This window comes from Thioalkalivibrio sp. ALgr3 (genome assembly GCF_000377325.1).
Classification (GTDB): Bacteria; Pseudomonadota; Gammaproteobacteria; order Ectothiorhodospirales; family Ectothiorhodospiraceae; genus Thioalkalivibrio.
This window is the reverse complement of the sequence record NZ_KB897979.1, coordinates 125,988-144,621: the sequence shown is the minus strand read 5'-3', so window position 1 is coordinate 144,621 and position 18,634 is coordinate 125,988. Positions and strand designations below refer to the sequence as shown.

Annotated in this window: 22 protein-coding genes and 2 tRNA genes; 22 read left to right on the top strand and 2 right to left on the bottom strand. The window is 68.2% G+C overall.

Going from position 1 to position 18,634, the window contains the following annotated elements; all coding sequences use genetic code 11:
* Positions 1 to 3: 3 nt before the first annotated feature.
* Both C998_RS0106385 and C998_RS0106380 read right to left on the bottom strand, forming a co-directional pair.
* Positions 4 to 864, bottom strand: coding sequence for an SDR family oxidoreductase (locus tag C998_RS0106385; protein ID WP_018870028.1), 861 nt, complete (start codon positions 862 to 864; stop codon positions 4 to 6).
* Positions 865 to 883: 19 nt separating this feature from the next.
* On the bottom strand, positions 884 to 1,261 hold the full coding sequence (locus C998_RS0106380) for a DsrE family protein (RefSeq protein WP_018870027.1): 378 nt from the start codon (positions 1,259 to 1,261) through the stop codon (positions 884 to 886).
* 168 nt (positions 1,262 to 1,429) lie between these two features.
* On the opposite strand from C998_RS0106380, the gene C998_RS0106375 reads away from it, so the two are divergent.
* From C998_RS0106375 to clpP, 22 genes are all read left to right on the top strand, one after another.
* Positions 1,430 to 1,720 carry an FmdB family zinc ribbon protein gene (locus tag C998_RS0106375; protein WP_018870026.1) on the top strand — a complete coding sequence of 97 codons (291 nt, stop codon included), beginning with the start codon at positions 1,430 to 1,432 and terminating at the stop codon, positions 1,718 to 1,720.
* 5 nt (positions 1,721 to 1,725) lie between these two features.
* Entirely contained in the window at positions 1,726 to 2,379 is a 654-nt protein-coding gene (locus tag C998_RS0106370) for a DUF502 domain-containing protein (RefSeq protein ID WP_018870025.1), read from the top strand.
* 100 nt (positions 2,380 to 2,479) lie between these two features.
* Entirely contained in the window at positions 2,480 to 4,267 is a 1,788-nt protein-coding gene (aspS, locus tag C998_RS0106365; protein WP_018870024.1) for an aspartate--tRNA ligase, read from the top strand.
* Positions 4,268 to 4,285: 18 nt separating this feature from the next.
* Positions 4,286 to 4,915: a triacylglycerol lipase gene (locus tag C998_RS0106360; RefSeq protein WP_018870023.1), complete on the top strand. Its 630-nt coding sequence runs from the start codon at positions 4,286 to 4,288 to the stop codon at positions 4,913 to 4,915.
* Between the two features lie 57 nt (positions 4,916 to 4,972).
* A complete protein-coding gene (locus C998_RS0106355) occupies positions 4,973 to 5,716 on the top strand; it encodes a YebC/PmpR family DNA-binding transcriptional regulator (RefSeq protein WP_018870022.1) in 744 nt (247 codons plus the stop codon).
* A gap of 29 nt (positions 5,717 to 5,745) precedes the next feature.
* Positions 5,746 to 6,258 carry a crossover junction endodeoxyribonuclease RuvC gene (gene ruvC / locus C998_RS0106350; RefSeq protein WP_018870021.1) on the top strand — a complete coding sequence of 171 codons (513 nt, stop codon included), beginning with the start codon at positions 5,746 to 5,748 and terminating at the stop codon, positions 6,256 to 6,258.
* A complete protein-coding gene (gene ruvA, locus C998_RS0106345; protein WP_018870020.1) occupies positions 6,255 to 6,866 on the top strand; it encodes a Holliday junction branch migration protein RuvA in 612 nt (203 codons plus the stop codon). The genes ruvC and ruvA overlap by 4 nt, the downstream gene beginning before the upstream one ends.
* Before the next feature lie 97 nt (positions 6,867 to 6,963).
* Positions 6,964 to 7,992: a Holliday junction branch migration DNA helicase RuvB gene (gene ruvB, locus C998_RS0106340; RefSeq protein ID WP_018870019.1), complete on the top strand. Its 1,029-nt coding sequence runs from the start codon at positions 6,964 to 6,966 to the stop codon at positions 7,990 to 7,992.
* On the top strand, positions 7,989 to 8,426 hold the full coding sequence (ybgC, locus tag C998_RS0106335; RefSeq protein ID WP_018870018.1) for a tol-pal system-associated acyl-CoA thioesterase: 438 nt from the start codon (positions 7,989 to 7,991) through the stop codon (positions 8,424 to 8,426). The genes ruvB and ybgC overlap by 4 nt, the downstream gene beginning before the upstream one ends.
* A gap of 30 nt (positions 8,427 to 8,456) precedes the next feature.
* Positions 8,457 to 9,134: a protein TolQ gene (gene tolQ / locus C998_RS0106330; RefSeq protein WP_026279503.1), complete on the top strand. Its 678-nt coding sequence runs from the start codon at positions 8,457 to 8,459 to the stop codon at positions 9,132 to 9,134.
* Between the two features lie 3 nt (positions 9,135 to 9,137).
* A complete protein-coding gene (tolR, locus tag C998_RS0106325) occupies positions 9,138 to 9,587 on the top strand; it encodes a protein TolR (protein ID WP_018870016.1) in 450 nt (149 codons plus the stop codon).
* Between the two features lie 10 nt (positions 9,588 to 9,597).
* Positions 9,598 to 10,557 (top strand): cell envelope integrity protein TolA, encoded by a 960-nt coding sequence (gene tolA / locus C998_RS0106320; RefSeq protein ID WP_018870015.1) that lies wholly within the window; start codon positions 9,598 to 9,600, stop codon positions 10,555 to 10,557.
* A 43-nt stretch (positions 10,558 to 10,600) separates the two neighbouring features.
* A complete protein-coding gene (tolB, locus tag C998_RS0106315; protein ID WP_026279502.1) occupies positions 10,601 to 11,890 on the top strand; it encodes a Tol-Pal system beta propeller repeat protein TolB in 1,290 nt (429 codons plus the stop codon).
* A gap of 50 nt (positions 11,891 to 11,940) precedes the next feature.
* The gene (gene pal, locus C998_RS0106310) at positions 11,941 to 12,510 is read left to right on the top strand and encodes a peptidoglycan-associated lipoprotein Pal (RefSeq protein ID WP_018870013.1); all 570 of its coding nucleotides are present in this window, start codon (positions 11,941 to 11,943) and stop codon (positions 12,508 to 12,510) included.
* Complete coding sequence (gene ybgF, locus C998_RS0106305) at positions 12,510 to 13,337, top strand: tol-pal system protein YbgF (protein WP_018870012.1); 828 nt, start codon at positions 12,510 to 12,512, stop codon at positions 13,335 to 13,337. Before pal ends, ybgF begins: the two co-directional genes overlap by 1 nt.
* The gene (queE, locus tag C998_RS0106300; RefSeq protein WP_018870011.1) at positions 13,334 to 14,032 is read left to right on the top strand and encodes a 7-carboxy-7-deazaguanine synthase QueE; all 699 of its coding nucleotides are present in this window, start codon (positions 13,334 to 13,336) and stop codon (positions 14,030 to 14,032) included. The genes ybgF and queE overlap by 4 nt, the downstream gene beginning before the upstream one ends.
* Entirely contained in the window at positions 14,032 to 14,718 is a 687-nt protein-coding gene (gene queC / locus C998_RS0106295) for a 7-cyano-7-deazaguanine synthase QueC (RefSeq protein ID WP_018870010.1), read from the top strand. The genes queE and queC overlap by 1 nt, the downstream gene beginning before the upstream one ends.
* 168 nt (positions 14,719 to 14,886) lie before the next feature.
* A complete protein-coding gene (locus tag C998_RS0106290; protein WP_018870009.1) occupies positions 14,887 to 16,158 on the top strand; it encodes a YeeE/YedE family protein in 1,272 nt (423 codons plus the stop codon).
* 104 nt (positions 16,159 to 16,262) lie between these two features.
* Positions 16,263 to 16,338, top strand: a tRNA-Lys gene (locus C998_RS0106285).
* Positions 16,339 to 16,433: 95 nt separating this feature from the next.
* Positions 16,434 to 16,520 (top strand) — tRNA-Leu (locus C998_RS0106280).
* 76 nt (positions 16,521 to 16,596) lie between these two features.
* Complete coding sequence (gene tig, locus C998_RS0106275) at positions 16,597 to 17,904, top strand: trigger factor (protein ID WP_019021229.1); 1,308 nt, start codon at positions 16,597 to 16,599, stop codon at positions 17,902 to 17,904.
* Positions 17,901 to 18,554: an ATP-dependent Clp endopeptidase proteolytic subunit ClpP gene (gene clpP, locus C998_RS0106270; protein WP_018870007.1), complete on the top strand. Its 654-nt coding sequence runs from the start codon at positions 17,901 to 17,903 to the stop codon at positions 18,552 to 18,554. The genes tig and clpP overlap by 4 nt, the downstream gene beginning before the upstream one ends.
* Positions 18,555 to 18,634 lie beyond the last annotated feature (80 nt).

Sequence of the window (18,634 nt, the reverse complement as noted above, 5' to 3'; positions counted from 1 at the left end):
CCGTCAGCGGTTCTCGCCGCGCGAGACCAGGCGCAGGAAGGCGTCCATCCAGCGCGCCGGCAGGATCGCCTTGAGGAAGGCGAACAGATGCGTGGGGAAGGTCACGCGGTAGCGCAGCTTCGGCCGCCGCGCCTCCAGGGCATGGATCACGCAGCGCGTGACCGCCTCGGGCCCGAGGGTGAACGGGGCGTCGGCCCCCGCGTTGGCCATGCGCGCCTCGGCCGCCTCGTAGGTGCGGGCCCAGGGGCTGTGGGCGCGGTGGATGTGGTGGCGGAAGGCCTTCAGCGCGTTGGCGCGGAATTCCGAGCGGATCGGCCCGGGCTGGATCAGGACCACGCGGATCCCGCTGCCGTGGAGTTCCTGGCGCAGGGTGTCGGACATCCCTTCCAGCGCGAACTTGGAGGTGACGTAGGCCCCGCGCAGGCGCAGCGGGGCGAAGCCCAGCACCGACGAGTTCTGGATGATGCGCCCCTCGCCGGCGCGGCGCATCGCCGGGATGACCAGATTGGTGAGCTCCAGCCAGCCCAGCACGTTGGTCTCCAGCTGGGCGCGCAGGGCGGCGCGCGAGAGGTCTTCCACCGCCCCCGGCTGGCCGTAGGCGCCATTGTTGAACAGGCCGTAGAGCTTCCCGCCGGTGCGGTGCAGCACCTCGTGCGCCGCACTGCGGATGCTGGCGGAGTCGTTGAGGTCCAGCTGCAGGGCCTCGAAGCCCTCCTTCTTCAGGCGCGAGACGTCTTCGGCGGCGCGCGCCGTGGCGAATACCCGGTAGCCGCGGTCGCGCAGGGCGCGGGCGGCGTGGGCCCCGATCCCGGAGGAGCAGCCGGTGATCAGGACGGCGCGGGCATCGTCTTCGGCGGAACTCACGCGGACCTCCGGGGGCCGGTCAGTAGGTCAGGGTGGCGACGCCGTCCTCGACGACCTCGCCGATGAAGGCCCCGCCGCCGCGCATGCCGTCGAGTTCGGGCACCGCGTTGTCCAGCGTCAGGCCGTTTTCGTCCATCGCGCCGGCGCAGGCGTAGAAACGCGCACCGGCCTCATGGGCATCCTGCATGAAACTGTAGACCGATTTTTCCTGCGCTTCGCCCGGGTACATCTGTTCGGCTACGCCCCGGCGCAGCAGGCGTGTGGTGCTCGCGGCGAAGTAGATCTCCACTTCCAGATCCATGGCGGCGGCCACCGTGGCCTGGAAGAACGGCGCGCCCAGGGTGCCGGGGCGTTCCAGGTCCAGGTTCAGCAGCATGATCACGATCTTGTCGGCCATCTCGTCTCTCGCTTTTGGGCGTGGGCTCGGCATTTTTTCGGGATCGCCGCATGATCGGATCTCCGGGCGCGCGAAGCAATCGGCGCGAGTCCTTTTATTCCGGGCCGGTGCCCGCATAATACGGGCAATCCATACTGATCGATCCACGGACTCCGGGAGAATATCCTCATGCCGATCTACGAATACGCCTGCCAGCAATGCCACCAGGTCTCCGAGATTCTGCAGAAGATTTCGGATCCGCCCGCCACCACCTGCCCGCAGTGCGGTGCCGAGGCGCTGACCAAGCAGGTCTCGGCCGCCGGGTTCCGCCTGGCCGGGGGTGGCTGGTACGAGACCGATTTCAAACAGGGCGGCCAGCGCAACCTGAAGGAGGGCGGCGGTTCCGCCGGTGACAGTGGCGGCTCCGGGGGTTCCGGCGGCGGTGATGGCGGGGGCAGCGCCGCCACGACCGGAGGCTGAGTCCGATGCTGGCCGCGCTCCGGCGTTACGTGATCGCGGGGCTGCTGGTCTGGCTGCCACTGGTGGTGACCGGCTACATCATCAAGCTGCTGGTGGACCTCCTGGACTACAGCCTTCTGATCCTTCCGGAGGAGTGGCGCCCGGAGGCCTGGCTGGGCTTCGACCTGCCGGGGGCCGGGGTGGTGATCGCGGTGGCGATCGTGCTGGTGACCGGGATGATCGTGGCCAACATCGTTGGCCGCCGTCTGGTGCACCTGGGCGAGGCGGTGGTGCGGCGCATCCCGCTGGTGAGCACCATCTATGGCGCGGTGAAACAGGTTACCGAGACGGTCTTCACCAACGGCGGGGAGTCGTTTCGCAAGGTGGTGATGATCGAGTATCCCCGTCGGGGGACCTGGTCCATCGCGTTTCTGACCGGTACCGCCACTCCGGAGACCCGCGAACGCACCGGCGAGGACATGGTGACGGTGTTCGTGCCCACCGCCCCCAACCCGACCTCCGGCTTCGTCCTGCTGACCCCGCGCACCGAGGTCACCGAGCTGGACATGTCGGTGGAGGACGGGCTCAAGTTCGTGATGTCGCTGGGGGTGGTCACGCCCGCCGCGGACAGCCCCGGCAACGCGCCGCTTCCGGTTGCGCGGGACGGGGGCAGGCCGTAACATTTCCGGCCCTTTGACGGGCGTGACGCGCCCGTTTTCCCCGATCAACCCGCGCGGCCGCCATCACCGGCATGCCGCGCCCGGCAGCTGGAACGGCGCAATGCGAACGCATCTCTGTGGGCAGGTCACCGAACGCGACCTCGATTCCGAAGTGACCCTGTGTGGCTGGGTCAACCGCCGCCGCGACCATGGCGGCGTGATCTTCGTCGATCTGCGTGATCACGCTGGACTGGTGCAGGTGGTGTTCGATCCCGACCGGGCCGAGGTCTTTGCGCGCGCCGAGCAGCTGCGCAGTGAATACGTGATCCGCATGACCGGACGCGTGCGCCGGCGCCCGGAAGGCACCGAAAACCCCGAGCTGACCACCGGCGCGGTGGAGATCCTCGGGCTGGAGCTGGAGGTGCTGAACGCGGCGAAGACGCCGCCGTTCCCGCTGGACGACGAGGACGTGGGCGAGGATACCCGCCTGCGCTATCGCTACATGGATCTGCGCCGGCCGGTGATGCAGGAGCGCCTGCGCCTGCGCGGGCAGGTCACCGCGGCGATGCGCCGGTTCCTCGAGGAGCGCGAGTTTCTCGACATCGAGACCCCGATGCTGACCCGCGCGACCCCCGAGGGCGCGCGCGACTATCTGGTGCCGTCGCGCACCCACGCGGGCAGCTTCTTCGCCCTGCCGCAGTCGCCGCAGCTGTTCAAGCAGCTGCTGATGATGTCCGGCATGGACCGCTACTACCAGATCACCCGCTGCTTCCGCGACGAGGACCTGCGTGCCGACCGCCAGCCGGAGTTCACCCAGCTGGACATGGAGATGGCGTTCGTCGACGAGGCCGACGTGATGGGCGTGACCGAGGAGCTGATGCGCCATCTGTTCCGCGAGGTCATGGGCATCGAGCTGGACGACCCGTTCCCGCGCATGAGCCACGCCGAGGCGATGACCCGCTTCGGCTCCGACAAGCCGGATCTGCGCATCCCGCTGGAGTTCACCGAGCTGACCGAGGTGATGCAGGCGGTGGAATTCAAGGTCTTCAACGCGCCGGCGAACGACCCCGAAGGGCGGGTGGCCGCCCTGCGCGTGCCGGGCGGCGCGGAGCTGACCCGCAAGGAGATCGACGGCTACACCGAGTTCGTCGGGCGCTACGGGGCGAAGGGTCTTGCGTACATCAAGGTCAACGACCCCGCCGATCCTGCGAACGGGCTGCAGTCGCCGATCCTCAAGTTCCTGCCCGAGGACGTGATCCGCGAGATCCTCGCGCGCACTGACGCGGCCGCCGGTGACCTGATCTTCTTCGGCGCGGACCGCGCCGACGTGGTGAACGAGGCGCTGGGTGCGCTGCGCGTGCAGGTCGGCCATGATCGCGGCCTGGTCGAGCCCGGCTGGCGCCCGCTGTGGGTGGTGGATTTCCCGATGTTCGAGTGGGACCCGGACGACAAGCGCCTGTATGCCCTGCATCACCCGTTTACCGCCCCGGCCACCGACAGCCCCGACGCCCTGCGCGAGAACCCGCGCGAGGCCATGTCGCGGGCCTACGACATGGTGCTCAACGGCACCGAGGTCGGCGGTGGCTCCATCCGTATCCACAACCCGCAGATGCAGCAGGCCGCGTTCGAGGCGCTGGGCATCGGCGAGGAAGAGGCACGCGAGAAGTTCGGCTTCCTGCTGGATGCGCTGAACTTCGGCGCCCCGCCGCATGGCGGCCTCGCCTTCGGTCTGGATCGCCTGGTGATGCTGATGAGCGGCGCCCACTCGATCCGCGACGTGATGGCGTTCCCCAAGACCCAGACCGCGGCCTGTCTGCTGACCGACGCCCCGGCGCCGGTGGGCGAGAAGCCGCTGCGCGAACTGGGGATCCGCCTGCGGGCCGGGGTTGCCGGCGACGGCGCGCAATAGAGCCGGGGCAGCGCGGCGATGACGGCCATGCGGACCACGGTGGTGACCCTGCATGGCTGGCACATGACCGGGGCGGAGATGGTGCTGCTGCGGCGGCGTCTGCATGCGGCGGGTTACCGGGTGCGGGCGTTTCGCTATCCGTCGCGCCGGGCCAGCCCCGAGGAAGTCGCGCGCGCCCTGGCGGCCTGGCTGGAGACCCTGCCGGACGACATGGTGCACCTGGTCGGCCACAGTCTTGGCGGGGTGATCCTGCGGCACCTGTTCGCGGTGGCGCCGGTGCAGCGGCCGGGGCGCGTGGTGATGCTGGGTTCCCCGCTCGCCGGCAGTCGGGTGGCCGCGCGCCTGGCCGCCAACCGGGCCGGGCGCTGGTGGCTGGGGCGCGCGCTGGATCGCGGTCTGCTGGGCGGCAGCCCGGTGCTGCGCGGGCGCCAGGTGGGGATGATCGCCGGGACCCGCGGGCGTTTTCCGGGACCGCTGCTGACCGAACTGCCCGAACCGCATGATGGCCTGGTCGCGGTGGAGGAGACTCGGGGCCCGGAAGTGTCCCGGCATCTCCAGGCACCGGTCACCCACATGGGCCTGATCTTCAGCGATCCGGTCGCGCGGGCCGTCGCGCATTTCCTGGAGCACGGGGAATTCGACCTCTGAACCCCGTTACACTGAGCAGCGTTTCCCTGAGCACAGGCAACGAGGAGGCGGAACACCATGGCCGGTCACAGCAAGTGGGCGAACATCAAGCACCGCAAGAGCGCGCAGGACGCGAAGCGCGGCAAGCTGTTCACCAAGCTGATCCGCGAGATCACCGTGGCCGCGCGTCACGGGGGGCCGGACCCGGAGACCAATCCGCGTCTGCGTCTGGCGTTCGACAATGCCCTGAAGAACAACATGACCCGCGACACCATCGAGCGCGCGGCAAAGCGGGGCGCCGGGGAGACCGAGGGCGAGGCCTACGAGGAGCTGCGCTACGAGGGCTACGGCCCGGGCGGTGCGGCGATCATGGTCGACTGCATGACCGACAACCGCAATCGGACGGTGTCGGAGGTGCGCCACGCCTTCAACAAGATGGGCGGCAATCTCGGCACCGACGGTTCGGTGGCCTATCTGTTCGAGAAGAAGGGCGTGATCAGCTTTGCTCCGGGTCTGGACGAGGAGACGGTGATGGAGCCGGCACTGGAGGGCGGTGCCGAGGACGTGCTGGTGGACGATGACGGTTCCATCGAGGTCCTCACCGACCCGGATGCCTATCAGGACGTGCGTCAGGCCCTGCTGGATCACGGTCTGGAGCCGGAGAATTCGGAGGTCACGATGCGTCCGGAGACCCTTTCCCCGCTGGACGAGGAAACCGCCGAGACGGTGCTGAAGCTCCTGAACATGCTGGACGATCTGGACGATGTGCAGAACGTCTACACCAACGCCAACTTCCCCGAAGGGGTGGGCGGCGATGGTTGAGCTCCGGATTCGGCGGCGGGGCTGAAGCGGTGCGCATCCTCGGCATTGATCCCGGTTCGCGCCTGACCGGTTTCGCGGTGATCGAAACCGGGTCGCGGCAGTCGCGCTCGCTGGGGCACGGCGTGGTGCGCCCGCGGGCGAAGGCGTTCCCCGAGCGCCTCGGCGAGATCTTTGCGGGGATCGAGGAGGTGATCGCCGAGCTGGCCCCCGAGGTGCTCGCGATCGAGAGCGTATTCGTCGCACGCAATGCGCAGTCCGCGATCAAGCTCGGGCAGGCGCGCGGGGCGGCCATCTGTGCCGCTACCCGGGCGGGGTTGCCCGTCCACGAATACACCCCGCGCGCGATCAAGCTGGCCGTGGTCGGGGTCGGTGGTGCCGGCAAGGAGCAGGTCCAGCACATGACGCAGCAGATCCTTTCTCTCGGCGAACCGGCGTCCAGCGATGCCGCCGACGCCCTGGCCGTGGCGCTGTGCCACGCGCATACCGACGCCAGCCAGGCGCGGCTGCAGCCGGCCGCCGCCATCGGCGGAGGCCGCACATGATCGCGCGTCTGGAGGGGACCCTGATCAGTCGCGAGCCCGGCGGCGTGCTGCTGGACGTCGGCGGCGTCGGCTACGAGGTGGACGTGCCGGTGTCCACGCTGGCCCTGTTGCCGGACCCGGGCGAGACCGTGGTGCTGGCCACCCATCTGGTGGTGCGCGAGGACGCGCATCAGCTGTACGGCTTTCATCATCGCCGCGACCGTGACCTGTTCCGCCGGCTGATCCGGGTCAACGGCATCGGTGCGCGTCTGGCGCTGGCGATGCTGTCGACCTACGCCGGCGACGAACTGGCGGGGCTGATCCGTTCGGGCGACACCACTGGACTGGCGAAGGTCCCGGGCATCGGCAAGCGCACCGCCGAACGCGTGGCCCTGGAGCTGGGCGAGCGGCTGGGCGAGCTGGGCTTCGGCGGGCCGGTGCCGGAAGGGGGCGGCGGTACGGCCGCGGCCAGTGCCGGTCCGTCGATGGAGGACGAGGCCCTGGCCGCACTGGAGGCCCTGGGCTATGCGCGGGCCAGCGCCGAGAAGATGGTGGCCGCGGTGCGCGAGCAGGCCGACTCGGTGGAGACCCTGGTGCGCCTCGCGCTGCGTGCCACCGTGCGTTCCTGAGGGATGAAAGCCCGGTGGCGTGACGGCGCCCCGGTTCCGGGAAAACCACAGCGCAGGGCCCTGTAAATGGTCCGCGGCAGGATGCATACTGCGACGCATGGAATCCCGCCTGGTTGACATGCAGCATCAGTCCGAGGACGCCGGCGCCGAGGTGAGTCTGCGGCCGAAACGGCTGACGGACTACAGCGGCCAGCCGCAGGTCGTGGAACAGCTGGGTCTGTTCATCGATGCCGCCCGCGGCCGGGGCGAGGCACTCGATCATACCCTGGTGGCCGGGCCGCCGGGACTGGGCAAGACCACCCTGGCGCATATCGTCGCCCACGAACTGGGGGTGGGCTTGCGCCAGACCTCCGGCCCGGTACTGGAACGCGCCGGGGATCTGGCCGCCATCCTGACTGCGCTGGAACCGCGCGATGTGCTGTTCGTCGACGAGATCCACCGCCTGCCTACAGTCGTGGAAGAGGTGCTGTACCCCGCGCTGGAGGACTCGCAGCTGGATATCGTGATCGGCGAAGGGCCGGCCGCGCGCTCCATCAAGGTTGATCTGCCGCCATTCACCCTGGTCGGGGCCACCACCCGCGCGGGGCTGCTGTCGGCGCCGCTGCGCGACCGTTTCGGCATCGTGCAACGCCTCAATCATTATTCCGTCACCGACCTGGCGCATATTGTCGAGCGGGCCGCCGGGCTGCTGGGCGTGGGCATCGATGCCGCCGGGGCCGAGGCCATCGCGCGGCGCGGGCGTGGCACCCCGCGGCTGGCCAATCGCCTGCTGCGGCGGGTGCGCGATTATGCCGAGGTGCGCGCCAGCGGGGTGATCACCGCCGAGGTTGCGGAGCACGGTCTGGATCTGCTGGCGATCGACGCCGGCGGCCTGGACGCCCAGGACCGGCGCCTGCTGGAGGTGCTGGTGGACAAGTTCGACGGCGGGCCGGTGGGCGTGGAGAGCCTGGCCACCGCGCTCAACGAGGATCGCGGGACCCTGGAGGACGTGGTCGAGCCGTTCCTGATCCAGCAGGGTTACCTGCAGCGCACCCCGCGCGGCCGCCAGGCGACCCGGCGCACGCTGGCGATGTTCGACCTGCCCGGCGGGGACGGGGACCTGCTGGCCGGCGGAGGGCGTGCATGACCGCAGCCACGGATTTTCACTGGCCGGTGCGCGTCTATTACGAGGATACCGATGCCGGTGGCGTGGTCTATCACGCCAATTATCTGAAATTCATGGAACGTGCGCGCACCGAGTGGCTGCGGGAACTCGGCTTCGAACAGGACCGTCTGAGGGCCGACTGCGGCGTGGTGTTCGCGGTTCGCCGCGCCAGTCTGGACATGCGCCGGCCGGCGCGTTTCAACGAGGCACTGGAAGTGACCTGCGAACCGCGTCGCCTGCGCCGCGCCAGTGTCGAGTTCGACCAGGTAGTGCGCCGCGACGGCGAGCCGCTGGTTACCGGCGAGATCATGATTGCCTGCGTCGATCCCGAGCGGGCCGTGCCGGCCGCCGTGCCGGAATCCGTTTACCGCGCGATGCACGCGGCGATCGCAACCGATACCGAAGCAACAGGCTGAGGGAGAAGATCCGTGGAAGTCGATTTTTCGATGTACCAGCTCATCATGGACGCCAGTCTGGTGGTCCAGCTGGTGATGATCATCCTCGTGCTGGCCTCGGTGTTTTCGTGGCTGGCCATCATCGTGAAGGCGCGCACGCTGCGCGGCGTGGACCGTGCGGCCGACGATTTCGAGGAACGTTTCTGGTCGGGCGCGGATCTGTCCCATCTCTACGAGGGGTTGCGGCGCAAGACCGTCCTGAACCCCATGGAGCATGTGTTCTCCTCCGGGTTCAAGGAGTTCCTGCGTGCGCGCCAGCACGGCATGCCGCCCGCCGAGCCGGCCCAGGGCGCGATGCGGGTGGCGATCTCGCGCGAGCTGGACGGCATGGAGCGCTATCTGCAGTTCCTGGCCACGGTCGGGTCGACCAGCCCGTACATCGGCCTGTTCGGTACCGTCTGGGGCATCATGCATGCGTTTCTCGGGCTCTCCGGGGTGCAGCAGGCGACCCTGGCGATGGTTGCTCCGGGCATTGCCGAGGCCCTGATCGCCACCGCGCTGGGGCTGTTCGCGGCGATCCCGGCGGTGATCGCCTATAACCGCTTCTCCGGGGACGTGGATCGTATTGCCGGGCGGCTGGAGAACTTCAGCGAGGAGTTCGCGGGCCTGCTCAACCGCCAGTCCCATCCGCGCGCAAGCGAGGCGTCGGTCGCCACGACCGGCGAATAAACCATGGCGAAGACCTCGCTCCGCAGTCAGCGTCGCAGCCGGCGGCCGATGTCGCAGATCAACGTCGTGCCGTTCATCGACGTGATGCTGGTGCTGCTGATCATCTTCATGATCACCGCGCCCATGCTGCAGCAGGGGGTGGAAGTGGATCTGCCCGAGGCTCAGGCCGAGGCGCTGGATGACGGGACCGAGGCGGCCGAACCGCTGGTCGTCACGGTGGACGCCGCGGGCGCGCTGAGCCTCAACCAGGGGCCGCGGGTGAATGAACCGCTGGCGCCCGAGGAGATGACCGAGATCGTCATCGCATTCCTCGAGGAGAACCCGGGCACGCAGACCTACGTGCGCGGCGACCGCAACGTGGACTACGGACGGGTGATCGACGCGATGATCGCGCTGCAGCAGGCGGGGGGCGGCCGCGTGGGTCTGATCACCGAACCGCCGCGCGACGACTGAACCGGCCGCCGTGTTCGAACTGCTGCGACAACATCCGTTTGCCCTGCTGCTGGTGCTGGCGCTGCATGGCGTGCTGTTCGCGGCGCTGTTGCTGAACGTCAACCTTGCGCCGGACAGCCGTTCCGGGGAGCCCCTGGAGATCACGACCGGCGACGAGGTGGAAGTGGTTCAGGCCGAGGCGGTGGATGCCGAGACCTTCGACCGCATCCAGCATGAACGCGAAGTCGCGGAGCAGGAGGCGATCGCCGAGGCCCTGCGCGAGGAAGAGGAACGCCGCCGCGCCGAGGAACAGCAGCGGCTGGAAGAACAACGCCGGCGCGAGGCCGAGGAGCAGGCCCGACGCGAGGCACTGGAAGAGGCGGAACGGGCGCGGCGGCAGGCACAGGAAGAAGCCGAACGTCTGGAGCGTGAGCGCGAGGCCGCCGAGCAGGCGCGGCGCGAGGCGGAAGCGGAACGCGAGCGCGCGGAACAGGAACGGCGCGAACGCGAGGAAGCGGAGCGTCGGGCACGGGAAGAGCAGGAGCGCCGCGAGCAGGAGGAGGCCGAACGCAGGGCACGCGAGGAAGCCGAGCGGCGCGCCGAAGCCGAGCGGGAACTCGAGGAGCAGCGTCGGCGCGAACGCATGGAAGAGGAGATGCAGCGCATGGCCGAGGCCGCGGAACGGCGCGAGGCGGCGCGGGCGGCGGCCGAACGCCGCGAGGCGATCGAGGAGTGGCAGGCACAGGCCAGCGCGGTGGTCCAGCGCCGCTGGCGTGAACCCGCGGACGTCAGCACGTCGGACCGGGCGACGGTGCACGTGCGGGTCAACGAGACCGGGCGTATCATCAGTTTCGAGGTGGAGCGCTGCGCCGGGGGGCCGGCCTTCTGCGCGTCCGTGGAGGAGGCGATCGAGCGCCTGCGTGCCCTGCCGGAGCCGCCGGATGCCGACGCCGCGGCGCGCGGGGTCCGGATCCAGTTCGAACCGCAGTGACGGTGAGGTTTCAATGGCATTGCAGGCACCAATGATGAAAAAGATGTTGCGGCCCCTGACGGGCCTGCTCGGGATTGCCCTGATGCTGGGGGCCTCCCAGGCGCACGCGGTGCTGGAGGTCACGGTGACCGAGGGCGTGTCGGGGGCGATTCCGGTAGCCGTGGCACCGTTCGAGTGGCGCGGAGAGGGTGAACCGGAGACCCGCATGAGCGGGATCCTGGGGGACAACCTGCACCGCAGCGGGCTGTTCGAGGTGCTGCGCGAGGACCTGCCTTCGGGGGCCACCGGGCCTGCGGATTTCATTCCGGAGCCCTGGGCTGCGGCCGGGGCCGAGTACGTGGTGGTCGGCAGCAAGCGCCCGGACGGCGATCGCGTGGTGGTGGATTTCCATGTGTTCGACGTGCTTGCCGAGGAACGCCTCGGCGGCTGGCGCATCCCGGTGCCGGCCGACATGCTGCGGCGCGGCGGGCACCGGGTGTCGGATCTCGTGTTCGAGGCCATCACCGGCGATCCGGGGGCGTTCAGTGCGCGCATCGCCTTCGTGCAGGTGCAGCGCGACGGCGACGGCCGCGAGTTCCGGCTGCAGGTCGCCGACTCCGACGGCGCGAATCCGCGCACCCTGTACCGCTCGTCGGATCCGGTGATGTCGCCGGCCTGGTCGCCGGATGGCAACGAACTGGTGTATGTGTCGTTCGAGAACCGCCAGTCCGAGGTCTTCCGCCACGACGTGCGCAGCGGCGAGCGGGTGAGCCTGGCCCGGTTCCGGGGAATCAACAGCGCGCCGGCGTGGTCGCCGGACGGACGCTACCTGGCGCTGAGCCTGTCGCGCGACGGCAGTCCCAATATCTATCGGCTGGATCTGGAGAGCGGGGACCTGGAGCAGCTGACGCGGTCCTCCGCGATCGAGACCGAGCCGGCGTGGTCGCCGGACGGCGGGACCATCTATTTCACCTCCGACCGTGCCGGGGCACCGCAGATCTACCGCATGGACGCCGACGGCGGGGATGTACGGCGGCTGACCTTCGAGAGCGGATATGCGGCGGGTGTCACGGTGTCCCCGGACGGTGATTCGGTAGTGTATGTGGAGGGGGGCGATGGCGGCTTCCGTCTGGCCCGCCTGGATCTCGGCGACCGTCGTGTCACGCGACTGACCGATTCCGGTAACGCCGAATCCCCAAGCTTTGCTCCCAACGGCAGCATGATCCTGTACGCCATCAGCGAAGGCACTCGTGGCGTCCTGGGCTCGGTGAGCCGGGATGGCCGGGTACACCAGCGGCTGGAGGGCCGGGACGGCGAGGTGCGTGAACCGGCCTGGTCGCCACTCGGCGAATGAGGGGCTGCCCGGATTCTTTGATGATTGACAACACCCTGAGGAAACGAACGATGAACCACCTGATTCGCTGGGGCGTTCTGGCCCTTGTCGTGGGCTCGCTGGCGGCCTGCGCCCAGCCGGTGCGCGATGCCGAGGATCCGGCCGAGCGCGAGGCACGTGAGGCGGCACAAGCCGAAGCCGAGGCCGAGCGGGAGGCCCGCGAGCGGCGCGAGCGCGAGGCACGCGGGCTGGGCGAGGACCGGCGCCTGGACGCCGCGGCGCTGGATGACCCGGACAGCCTGCTGGCCGAGCGCCTGGTGTATTTCGAATTCGACCGTGACGAGGTGAAGCGCGAGTACGAGGAGATGCTGGAGGCGCATGCCGAGTATCTCGCGGCCAACCCCGGTGCCCGGCTGCGTCTGGAAGGGCATACCGACGAACGGGGTACCCGTGAGTACAACCTGGGGCTGGGCGAGCGTCGTGCGCAGTCCGTGCGTCGGGTGCTGAACCTCAACGGGGCCGAGGACGAGCAGATCGAGGTCGTCAGCTACGGCGAGGAGATGCCGGTGGCCTTCGAGCAGACCGAAGAGGCCTGGGCGCAGAACCGGCGCGTGGAACTGGTATACGACCGTCGGCAGTGATGATGGTGATGGATACGCGTCCCATGCAGGCGATTCGGCGGCGGGCCGGGCAGCGTTTCCCGCAGGGTGCTCTTCGGGGCGCCCTGCTGGCCGGGATGCTGCCGGCGCTGCTGCTGGCCGGGCCCCCGGTGCTGGCGCAGGAAGACGGCATCGTGGCGACGCAGTCGCAGGTGCGCGAGCTGGACCGCCGGCTGGATCGCATCGAGCGCAGGCTGGATTCCAGTGCGCTGGCGGACATGCTGCGCGGCGTCGAGGAGATGCAGCGGGATCTGCGCAATCTGCGCGGAGAAGTGGATACCCTGAATCACCGCCTTGATCGCCTGGAAGAGCGCCAGCGCGACCAGTTTGCTCATCTGGACGAGCGGCTGGCGACGCTGGAGGCCGGCGGTGTCGCCCGCGAAGGCGAGGCGCCGCAAGAGGAAGTGGTGGATTTCGATCTGCCGGATGCGGGCGAGCAGGAGGCCTACCAGGAGGCCTTCTCGGTCCTGATGGACGGGGATTATGCCGGGGCGATCCGGCAGCTGGAGGCGTTCATCGAGCGGTTCCCGGACGGGGATTTTGCCGCCAACGCCTGGTACTGGCTGGCCGAAGCCAAATATGCCAGTGGCGATTTCGAGGCCGCGCTGGAAGACTTCGAGCGGTTGCGTGAGCAGTTTCCGGAGAGTGACAAGCAGGGCGATGCCCTGCTGAAGATCGGTTACTCGCATTACGAGCTCGAGGATTTCGAGGCCGCGCGCGAGGCGCTGGAACAGGTGCGCGAGGAATACGGCGGCACCACGCTGGATCGCCTTGCCCGCGAACGCCTGCAGCGGATGGACGGCTCGTGAGCGTGGAAGCACCGCTGCGCCGCACCACGGCACCGGCCTCCGCGTCCGGGGGCGCACCCCGGCTGCGTCTGAGCGAGATGTTCGTTTCGCTGCAGGGCGAGGCGGCGCAGGTGGGCTGGCCCACGGTGTTCGTGCGCCTGACCGGCTGCCCGCTGCGCTGTCGCTGGTGTGACACCGAATACGCCTTCGAGGGCGGCGAGACCACCGACGTGGACACGGTGCTGCAGCGGGTGGCGGGCGAGGGGGTGCGCCACGTGTGCGTCACCGGGGGCGAGCCGCTGGCCCAGCCGGGCAGCCGTGCCCTGATCACGGGCCTGTGCGATGCCGGCCTGGCGGTCACCATCGAGACCTCCGGTGCCATGGACGTGAGCGACGTGGATCCGCGCGCCGGGCTGGTCATGGACTGGAAGGCACCCGCGTCCTGCGAGTCCGGGCGTAACCGGACGGAAAACCTCGCGTATCTGGGGGAGGGCGACCAGCTGAAGTTCGTGCTCGCCAACCGGGCGGATTTCGAATGGGCCCGTGAAGCCCTCCCCGGGATGGGCCTCGATCCGGCGGTGGAAGTCCTGTTTTCCCCGGTACATGGCGAGCTGGAGCCACGGCTGCTGGCCGACTGGATCGTGGCCGAACGCCTGCCGGTACGTTTTCAGGTGCAGCTGCACAAGTGGCTGTGGGGCGACGAGCCGGGGCGTTGATGGCCACGGGGGTGAATGAACGCGCCGTGGTCCTGCTGTCGGGCGGACTGGACTCGGCCACCTGCCTGGCGCTGGCGCAGGAGCAGGGGCTGGAATGCCACGCCCTGTCGGTGGACTACGGGCAGCGCCACGCCACCGAGCTGCAGGCGGCGCGGCGTGTGGCCGCGGCCGCCGGGGTGGCCGACCATCGCGTGGTGCATGTCGACCTGACTGCCATTGGTGGCTCCGCGCTGACCGACTCGGCCATCGAGGTGCCCGAGGCCGGCGGCGAGGGTATCCCGGTGACTTACGTGCCGGCGCGCAACACCATGTTTCTGTCGCTGGCACTGGGGTTTGCCGAGACCCTGGGCGCCCACCGTCTGGTGGTGGGCGCCAACGCGGTCGACTACTCCGGCTATCCCGACTGCCGCCCCGCGTTCATCGAGGCCTTTCAGTCGCTGGCGTGCGTCGCGACGGCCACCGGTGTGGAGGGCGCGCCATGGTCGGTGGAGGCCCCGCTGATGCATCTGAGCAAGGCGCAGATCATCCGCGAAGGGGCGCGTCTGGGCGTGGACTATTCGCTGACGGTGTCGTGTTACCGGGCCGATGCGGACGGGCGCGCCTGTGGCACCTGCGATTCCTGCCGGCTGCGTGCCGACGGTTTCGCCGCGGCCGGGATCCCCGATCCCACCCGTTACGCGGGATGAGCCCCGGCTCCGGGCCCGGAAGGCTCGCCCGGGGAAGCACGGAATGAAACCTCTCTCGATCTCGTCTGGTGGTCGATGTATGCTGCGCGGCCCTGAACGGCGAAACCGGATGCCCTGCTCCGGTCGGTCGTGCAGCCCGAGTGACAACTGATCAAGAGGGTTTGACGCATGGAATTCTCCAGCTTTTCCGCAGCCGCCACGGCGGTGCTGGTCGGGACGTTCATCCTCGCCTTCATCATGGGGGCGGTCGCCAACAAGACCAACTTCTGCACCATGGGGGCGGTGTCCGACTGGGTGAACATGGGTGACACCGGGCGCATGCGCTCCTGGCTGCTGGCCATCGCCGTGGCCATGCTGGGCGTGAGCACCCTGGAATTCTTTGGCGTGCTGAGCGCCGAAGGTTCGTTTCCTCCCTACCGCATGGATAACCTGAACTGGCTCGGGCACGTGCTGGGCGGTTTCCTGTTCGGGATCGGCATGACCTACGGCTCGGGCTGCGGTAACAAGACCCTGGTGCGCGTGGGCGGCGGCAACATCAAGTCGGTGATGGTGATGATCCTGATCGGCATCGTCGCCTACTTCCTGCTGAGCACGCAGTCCGTGTTCGGCACCGGCGAGACCCTCAACCAGCTGCTCTTCGGCTGGATGGACGCCACCGCGATCACGCTGTCCGGCGGCCAGGATCTCGGCTCGATCGTTGCGGGCGATGCCGACGGCACCGCGCGTCTGGTGCTGGGCCTGGTCATCGGCGTGCTGCTGCTGGCGCTGATCTTCAAGGCGGCGGACTTCCGCAAGAGCTTCGACAACATCCTGGGCGGGCTGGTGATCGGCCTGGTGGTGGTCGGTGCCTGGTGGCTGACCAGCAACGTGCAGATCGCCGACGAGATGGGCGACACCTACACCCCGACGGCCTATCTGGCCGACTGGGACTTCCTGGGCGAGCCCGGTGAAGAGCGCCCGGCCGACCAGCTGCGTTTCTGGAACAACCAGTCCTTCACCTTCATCGCGCCGATGGGCCAGAGCGCGGCCTACGTGAAGGAAGGCTTCGACAGCCGCTTCCTGTATTTCGGCGTGATGGCGCTGGCGGGCGTGATTCTGGGCTCGTTCTTCTGGTCGCTGGTGTCGCGCAGCTTCCGCATTGAGTGGTTCTCGTCCCTGCGCGATTTCTGGAACCACTTCGCCGGGGGCATCCTGATGGGCGTGGGCGGCATCCTCGCGATGGGCTGTACCGTGGGGCAGGCCATCACCGGGGTCTCCACGCTGGCGATCGGCGGGTTCCTGACCTTTGTCTTCATCGTGTTCGGCGCGGCCCTGACCATGAAGATCCAGTACTACAAGATGGTCTACGAAGACGAAGCCAGCTTCGGCAAGGCGCTGGTCACCTCGCTGGTGGACATGAAGCTCCTGCCGTCGAAGCTGCGCAGCCTCGAAGCGATCTGATCGCCGACGGGGCGGGAACCTTCCTGCCCGGGCGGGCCGCGATCGCGGCCCGCCTTGCGTTTTGGCGACGGGGCCGTACACTACGCCCCCGTTGCAGATCACACGGGTCGTTAGCTCAGTTGGTAGAGCAGTGGACTTTTAATCCATTGGTCGTAGGTTCGAATCCTACACGACCCACCATCTCCCCGGTCCCGGACCGGCACAAGGCCCGTTCAGCGGGCCTTTTGTGTTTCCGGCATGCATACACGCTACAATGTCGGGTTACGAAACCAACGGCGAAAGTGGCGGAACTGGTAGACGCGCTGGGTTTAGGTCCCAGTGGGGTAACACCCGTGAGAGTTCGAGTCTCTCCTTTCGCACCAGGAACCCCGTTCGGCCGCGAGACGACGGCCCCGCGCCCGGACACGACGATTTCCGAACCATTTGACGAGGCCCTCCATGCAAGTTTCCGTTGAAGCCACTGGCAACCTGGACCGCAAGATGACCGTCCAGGTCCCCTCCGAACGCGTCGACACCGAGGTCGACAACCGCCTGAAGAACCTCGCCAAGCGGGTCCGGCTCGACGGCTTCCGCCCGGGCAAGGTGCCGCTCAAGGTGGTGCGTCAGCGCTACGGGGCCGGGGTATACCAGGAGGTCCTCAGCGAAGTCCTGCAGGAGAGTTACCGCGAGGCGGTGCAGCAGGAGGGGCTGGAACCGGCCGGCAGCCCGAGCATCGAGCCGAAATCGGTGGAAAACGGTCAGCCGATCGAGTTCGAGGCGTCCTTTCAGGTCTTCCCGGAGATCGAGGTCGCCGACCTGTCCGGGGTCGAGATCGAACGCCCGGTGGCCGAAATCGGTGACGAGGACATCGATCGCGTGATCGATACCCTGCGCGAACAGCACAAGGAATGGCAGGCGGTCGAGCGTGCAGCGGCCTCGGGCGACCGCATCACCCTGGACTTCGTCGGCAAGCTCGACGGCGAGGCCTTCGAGGGCGGACAGGCCGAGGACTTTCAGGTGGAGATCGGCAGCGGGCGGCTGCTGGCGGAGTTCGAGAACCAGCTCGAAGGCGTGAAAACGGGCGAGGAAAAGACCATCGAGGTCACCTTCCCCGAGGATTACCCGGCGGAGGTCCTCAAGGGCCGGACCGCGACCTTCGATATCACGGTCAAGGCAGTGGAAGAGGCCCGGCTGCCCGCGGTCGACGCGGCCTTCGCGGAGAAATTCGGCATCGAGGACGGCTCGGTGGAGAAACTTCGCGAGGATGTGCGGTCCAACATGGAGCGGGAGCTGAATCAGGCGCTGAAGAGCAAGATCAAGCAGCAGGTCATGGATGCGCTGGTGGAACGCCACGACTTCGACCTGCCGGATGCCCTGGTGAAGTCCGAAATCAATCGCCTGCGCGAAGACGCCGAGAAGCGCTTCGGCGGGGCGGAGCAGACGCAGCCGCTGCCGGACAGCCTGTTCGAGGAAGAGGCGAAACGGCGGGTGCGCCTGGGCCTGGTGCTGCGGCATCTGATCGACGACAAGGGTTTCGAAGTGGATCGCGAGCGGGTCGAGCAGGAGCTCGACAACATGGCCGCGACCTACGAAGACCCCGAAGAGGTCAAGCAGTACTACCGCACGCAGCCGCAGGCCATGCAGAACCTGGAGTCCATCGTCCTGGAAGACCAGGTGGTGGACTGGGTGGTGGAACAGGGCAATGTTACCGACAAGCCCACCACCTTCCAGGACGTAATGAATCCGAACAAGGAGTCGAGCGAATGACGCACGACATGGGCGATCAGGGTGCGCAGCATACCCAGGGCCTGAACCTGGTGCCGATGGTGGTCGAGCAGACCGCCCGCGGCGAGCGCGCCTATGACATCTACTCCCGGCTGCTGAAGGACCGGGTGATCTTCTGCGTGGGGCCGGTCGAGGACTACATGGCCAACGTGATCGTCGCGCAGATGCTGTTCCTGGAATCCGAGAATCCGGACAAGGAAATCAGCCTCTACATCAATTCGCCGGGTGGTGCGGTCACCGCCGGCATGGCGATCTACGACACCATGCAGTTCATCAAGCCGCAGGTGTCCACGCTTTGCGTGGGCCAGGCGGCGAGCATGGGGGCCGTGCTGCTGGCCGGCGGCGCCGAGGGCAAGCGCTACGCCCTGCCGCATTCGCGCGTGATGATCCACCAGCCGCTTGGCGGCTTCCAGGGTCAGGCGACGGACATCGACATCCATGCCCGCGAGATCCTCAAGATCAAGGAAGAACTCAACCGCGTGCTGGCGAAGCACACCGGTCAGACGGTGGAACAGATCGAGCAGGACACCGACCGTGACCGGTTCATGACGGCCTCCGAGGCGCAGGAATACGGCCTGGTCGACAACGTGCTGGCCGACCGCGCGGAAGCCGGCGAGAAATCCGGATCCTGATGCCTAGACCGCACGAACACTTGGCTCGTTTGCACCGGCCGGTGAAACGGGGCATGTTCGAAAGGAATTGCAATCCAATC

Coding starts and splice junctions, on each gene's coding strand:
- C998_RS0106355 (WP_018870022.1), top strand. CDS start 4,973: ATGGCCGGTCACAGCAAGTGGGCGAACATCAAGCACCGCAAGAGCGCG.
- C998_RS0106375 (WP_018870026.1), top strand. CDS start 1,430: ATGCCGATCTACGAATACGCCTGCCAGCAATGCCACCAGGTCTCCGAG.
- aspS (WP_018870024.1), top strand. CDS start 2,480: ATGCGAACGCATCTCTGTGGGCAGGTCACCGAACGCGACCTCGATTCC.
- tig (WP_019021229.1), top strand. CDS start 16,597: ATGCAAGTTTCCGTTGAAGCCACTGGCAACCTGGACCGCAAGATGACC.
- ybgC (WP_018870018.1), top strand. CDS start 7,989: ATGACCGCAGCCACGGATTTTCACTGGCCGGTGCGCGTCTATTACGAG.
- tolB (WP_026279502.1), top strand. CDS start 10,601: ATGTTGCGGCCCCTGACGGGCCTGCTCGGGATTGCCCTGATGCTGGGG.
- C998_RS0106360 (WP_018870023.1), top strand. CDS start 4,286: ATGACGGCCATGCGGACCACGGTGGTGACCCTGCATGGCTGGCACATG.
- queC (WP_018870010.1), top strand. CDS start 14,032: ATGGCCACGGGGGTGAATGAACGCGCCGTGGTCCTGCTGTCGGGCGGA.
- clpP (WP_018870007.1), top strand. CDS start 17,901: ATGACGCACGACATGGGCGATCAGGGTGCGCAGCATACCCAGGGCCTG.
- C998_RS0106370 (WP_018870025.1), top strand. CDS start 1,726: ATGCTGGCCGCGCTCCGGCGTTACGTGATCGCGGGGCTGCTGGTCTGG.
- tolR (WP_018870016.1), top strand. CDS start 9,138: ATGGCGAAGACCTCGCTCCGCAGTCAGCGTCGCAGCCGGCGGCCGATG.
- ruvB (WP_018870019.1), top strand. CDS start 6,964: ATGGAATCCCGCCTGGTTGACATGCAGCATCAGTCCGAGGACGCCGGC.
- ruvA (WP_018870020.1), top strand. CDS start 6,255: ATGATCGCGCGTCTGGAGGGGACCCTGATCAGTCGCGAGCCCGGCGGC.
- C998_RS0106380 (WP_018870027.1), bottom strand. CDS start 1,261: ATGGCCGACAAGATCGTGATCATGCTGCTGAACCTGGACCTGGAACGC.
- pal (WP_018870013.1), top strand. CDS start 11,941: ATGAACCACCTGATTCGCTGGGGCGTTCTGGCCCTTGTCGTGGGCTCG.
- tolQ (WP_026279503.1), top strand. CDS start 8,457: ATGTACCAGCTCATCATGGACGCCAGTCTGGTGGTCCAGCTGGTGATG.
- C998_RS0106290 (WP_018870009.1), top strand. CDS start 14,887: ATGGAATTCTCCAGCTTTTCCGCAGCCGCCACGGCGGTGCTGGTCGGG.
- ybgF (WP_018870012.1), top strand. CDS start 12,510: ATGATGGTGATGGATACGCGTCCCATGCAGGCGATTCGGCGGCGGGCC.